The organism is Candidatus Hydrogenedentota bacterium, assembly GCA_018005585.1.
GTDB lineage: Bacteria > Hydrogenedentota > Hydrogenedentia > Hydrogenedentales > JAGMZX01 > JAGMZX01.
This window is the reverse complement of the sequence record JAGMZX010000179.1, coordinates 1-3,962: the sequence shown is the minus strand read 5'-3', so window position 1 is coordinate 3,962 and position 3,962 is coordinate 1. Positions and strand designations below refer to the sequence as shown.

6 protein-coding genes and 1 pseudogene are annotated in these 3,962 nt (G+C 62.4%); all 7 read right to left on the bottom strand.

Going from position 1 to position 3,962, the window contains the following annotated elements:
- Nucleotides 1–336, bottom strand: a 336-nt coding sequence (locus tag KA184_21080; GenBank protein ID MBP8132082.1) for a creatininase family protein, incomplete at its 3' end; no start/stop codon positions are given.
- Between the two features lie 37 nt (nt 337–373).
- Nucleotides 374–1,057 (bottom strand): hypothetical protein, encoded by a 684-nt coding sequence (locus KA184_21075; GenBank protein MBP8132081.1) that lies wholly within the window; start codon nt 1,055–1,057, stop codon nt 374–376.
- A gap of 186 nt (nt 1,058–1,243) precedes the next feature.
- Nucleotides 1,244–1,327, bottom strand: a pseudogene (locus tag KA184_21070) (prepilin-type N-terminal cleavage/methylation domain-containing protein).
- Between the two features lie 113 nt (nt 1,328–1,440).
- Nucleotides 1,441–2,412: an SDR family oxidoreductase gene (locus tag KA184_21065; protein ID MBP8132080.1), complete on the bottom strand. Its 972-nt coding sequence runs from the start codon at nt 2,410–2,412 to the stop codon at nt 1,441–1,443.
- A complete protein-coding gene (locus tag KA184_21060) occupies nt 2,409–3,140 on the bottom strand; it encodes a sugar nucleotide-binding protein (protein MBP8132079.1) in 732 nt (243 codons plus the stop codon). The genes KA184_21065 and KA184_21060 overlap by 4 nt, the downstream gene beginning before the upstream one ends.
- 17 nt (nt 3,141–3,157) lie before the next feature.
- Entirely contained in the window at nt 3,158–3,724 is a 567-nt protein-coding gene (gene rfbC / locus KA184_21055; protein ID MBP8132078.1) for a dTDP-4-dehydrorhamnose 3,5-epimerase, read from the bottom strand.
- A gap of 55 nt (nt 3,725–3,779) precedes the next feature.
- On the bottom strand, nt 3,780–3,962 hold a 183-nt coding region (locus KA184_21050; protein ID MBP8132077.1), incomplete at its 5' end, for a hypothetical protein.

Sequence of the window (3,962 nt, the reverse complement as noted above, 5' to 3'; positions counted from 1 at the left end):
TAATCCGGCGAACAGGTCTTCATCGACCCAATATGCGCTTCCCGGGAGCTGTTCGGGCGCATTATCGGGGAACCCGTAGACGTCCATGCCGTAATACGCGCCCCCCTGCCGCTCGAGCGCGAAATCGGGCCCAACAAAGAGCATAGGCAGGACGACCCCGCCTGCGCGGCGCGCGAGCGCCTCGAAAAACCCCTGAGACTGGATGCCATCAGACCCAAGCGGCAAGTGCGGCCCATGCCACTCGAGCGTTCCGAGCGGCAAATATGCTATGGGGGCCGCCTGGACCCGGCGTTGGAACTCGTGCGGCGTCAATTCGGCATACAGCACGCGCTCCATGGCTTTCCCTCCTTCGAGCGCCGATTGTCCCCCCGTGTTACGGCAGCAGAGTCCCGACAAGTGCGTCGATAAGAGCCATGACGCCCGCCCAGGTCCGGCACATCGGATGACGGCTCGGGTACGTAAGGAAGTCCACATGACCGTCCATGAACAGAACATTGCCGCCGCCGGGGATGTGGTTGAAGGAGAAGTACCGGCCTCCCTGCGTTGTCGGCGGCCCAATCGCGTCGAACATGACCACCACCTGCGACTGCGCCACGGCGCTCGCGGCGGGGTTGTTGATATCGGTGATGAGGAATCGCTCGATGCCTTCGCGCAAGCGCGGCACCACGACATCGCCCCGGCTTTCGTGCACGAATTCGAAGTCTTTGTGAAACGCGCCGCCCGCCTTCGCCGCGTCGTCGAACAACAACTCCTGGAGCCGCGCCGAAAGACCGAGCGAGATGTCGATGCCCAGCTTCGGCTCAGGCACGTTCTCGCCGCCGCCGCCCGTCAACAGGTAATCCTCGGGCCGCAACGCCCAACCGAGATAGAAATACGAGAAGGACGTCAGCCCGCACAGGTCCAGCGGGCGCTGCTCGACAGGCAGGCTGGCGGGCGTGTAATAGCAGGCGTCTTCGAGTATACGCCGGGCGTCCGGGTCGGACGGGCACAGCAACACCTCGAAATCACACAGATACTCCGGATACGTCTGTTCCGGGTCGAAGACGAAATCGGTTATGTTCCATTTCCAGTCGCGGCAGCCCAGGGGCATGCCTTGCCCGTCCGTCACGCCCTTGCTGTCGTGATTCTTCAAGGAAGGAAACGCGCCGTCGTTCTCGCCCGCGTACATCTTGAACACCAGCCCAAGTTCTTTGAGGTTGTTTGCGCAACTCGCGCGCCGAGCCGACTCGCGCGCTCGGGCCAGCGCCGGCAGCAGTATCGCGGCAAGAATGCCAATGATCGCGATCACCACCAGCAGCTCAATCAGCGTAAACCCGCGCCTGTGCATAGTCCCCCGCCTCCTCTGTGGCCTGCACGCTACTACATCAGACACCTTACACCGGCCACCGGAAAGTTTCAAGCGCTCCGGACAAGCCGGTCCGGAACGGATTCCGTCTGCGTTCACTTCTGCTTGGGCCGGGCCGCCAGCTTCTTGAACACGCGGATGTTGTAAAAAGCGTCTTCGGCGAAATCACCATAAGCCTCGCGGTGCCGGAACATCTCGCGCACGGTGTCGGTGACGGCGTGCTTGGGGCGGAACCCAAGGCAGGTCTTGGCGCGTTCGCAACTGACCTTGTAATTCCGGTAGTCCTGAACGTTACGGATTTCCACCCGGGCCTTCATACCGGTAAGGGATTCGACCTCATCCTTGACCAGGTCGGCGACCAGGCCGACGGTGAAATTGTCGTACGCGACGTTGAACACGCCACTGATGGCGTAATCGGCTTGCACCGCGCGCAAAAACGCGCCCGCCGTGTCCCGTACGTCGATCAGGGGCCGCCAGATCGAGGGGTTGTTGACGACGACCACGCCGTCCTGCAGCGCGCACTTGAACATTGTGTTGACGATAAGATCGAAGCGCATGCGCGGGCTGTAGCCGTTGACCGTGCCTTGCCGGAGCGCAATCGTCGAGAAGGCGTCGTCCTGAAGCTGGAGCACGCCGCGTTCGCCCGCGAGTTTTGAAACACCGTAAGGATACCCGCACGTGACCGGCGCGTCTTCGTCATACAACTGGTTGACCGTGTAGCCGTAGACGGAACACGAGGAGGCGTAGAGGAACCGGCGCACGCCCGCGCGCTTCGCCTGGAACGCGAGATAGGTCGGCAGCGCCCCATTCTGGATGAAGTTCATCGCGGGGTCGAATTCCGCCATCGGGTCGTTCGACAACCCGGCGAGAAAGATGACCTGCTCGTATCCACGGAGATCCTCGTGCGTCAAATCGAACAGGTCACGCCGCTCGACCCGCACGCCGTCCGGAAGATGGTTGCCGAACCAGAGCAGGTCGACCACCTCCACTTCGTACCCGTGTTCGAGAAGCAACGGCGTGAGCACGGAACCGATGTAACCGGCGCCGCCCGCAACCAATATTTTCACGGCATTATTCCTTTCGAAAACAGGGCGTCATAACGCGCCGTGTCCAGCGACGTGTCCTCCGGCACATCGAAATCCACTTCGCACCGCCGCAACGGCGCGATCGGACGCGCACCGTCAAGGCTGACCGCGTATTCGTGGACCGATTTGCGCGGGCCGCCGATGTGGAGGACGCCGGTCACGTCCGACAGGATCGCCGGGACCATCCGCGCGGCAATGCGCGACACCGGCTCGCGGCTCGTCCATTGGTCAACGAACGCTTTCGGGTACGGAAAGACATCCGGCCCGAAGGTCGTGCGGATGATCAGGGCATTGTCGCACAAACGGACAGCGCATTCGCCGCCCAGCTTGGACCATGCGTACTTGTTTACCGGATAGACTGCGTCTTCCTCAGTGTAGTTGCCGCGATCGCCGCGAAAGACGTAGTCCGTAGAGATGTAGACCAGCCGCAGACCACGCTGCATGCAGAGACGCACCACGTTCGCCGTGCCAATGATGTTGACCTCGACGGCGCGCAGGGGCTCCCTATCGACCAAAGGCGGAGAGACAAAAGCAGCGGCATGGATAATGCACGAGAGGGAGCGGCCCTTGAGGTAGTCCTCCATCTGGCCGGGCTGCGTAACATCGAATTCGGTTTCCCCGGGCGCGTCTAGCTCCGGCAGGAGCCGGCGCAAAGCCCCGCCCAGCACCCCGCTGCCGCCGGTGAGGAGTATGTTCCGCTGACCCTTCATGCGCCCGGCGCTCCAGACTACCTGCCGGGCCGGTACGGGAAATTGAATTCCGCGTCGCGCAACACGGGCGCCTCACGGTCCTTCCGCGAGACCACGGTCGGAGCAATCGGCCAGAGTATGCCAACCTCCGGATCATTGAAGGCGAGCGTGCGCTCCGCCTCCGGCCGGTGCGTCTGCGTGCATTTGTAATAGACGAGGCTGTTGTCCTCGAGGGACACGAACCCGTGCGCGAAACCGGACGGTATCCACAGCGCAAGCCCATTTGCGGCGCTCAACTCGCGCCCGAGCCATTTGCCAAAAGTGGGCGAGCCGCGCCGGAGGTCCACCGCCACGTCGTAGACCGAGCCATTCAGCGTGCGCACGAGCTTGCCCATGCCGTCCGGCTCAATCTGGTAGTGCATCCCGCGCAAAACGCCCTTTCCGGAAAGGCTCAGATTGTCCTGGACGAACGTCTCGCGGAATCCCGCTTCCTGCCAGACGTCTTGATTATAGATTTCCGAAAAAAAGCCGCGGTTGTCCGCGTGGACGGTCGCCGTCACCTCGAGGATCCCATCGATCTCCGTTTCCCGGAATGAAATCGGCATAGGCATGGCGGCAAATCCTCTTCGTTGTCGTTCCGGGGCCACATGACAGGGCATTCTAAGCAGAAAGCCCCTGGGATTCCAACCCCTTCGGACCCCCCGCCGCATATCCTTCCCAGTCCGCGTTGCGATAGGCCCATGTCGTCGGGTTCGTCACCTCCCAGTATGGGGCTTGGTAGTACTTCTTCGCCGGCGACGCCGTGCAGTAGCCTGCGCAGATGTCCCGTCCCGCGCCGGTGCT

Bases quoted from the DNA above. Each gene is read 5' to 3' on its own strand.
- KA184_21060 (MBP8132079.1), bottom strand. From the start codon at position 3,140: ATGAAGGGTCAGCGGAACATACTCCTCACCGGCGGCAGCGGGGTGCTG.
- rfbC (MBP8132078.1), bottom strand. From the start codon at position 3,724: ATGCCGATTTCATTCCGGGAAACGGAGATCGATGGGATCCTCGAGGTG.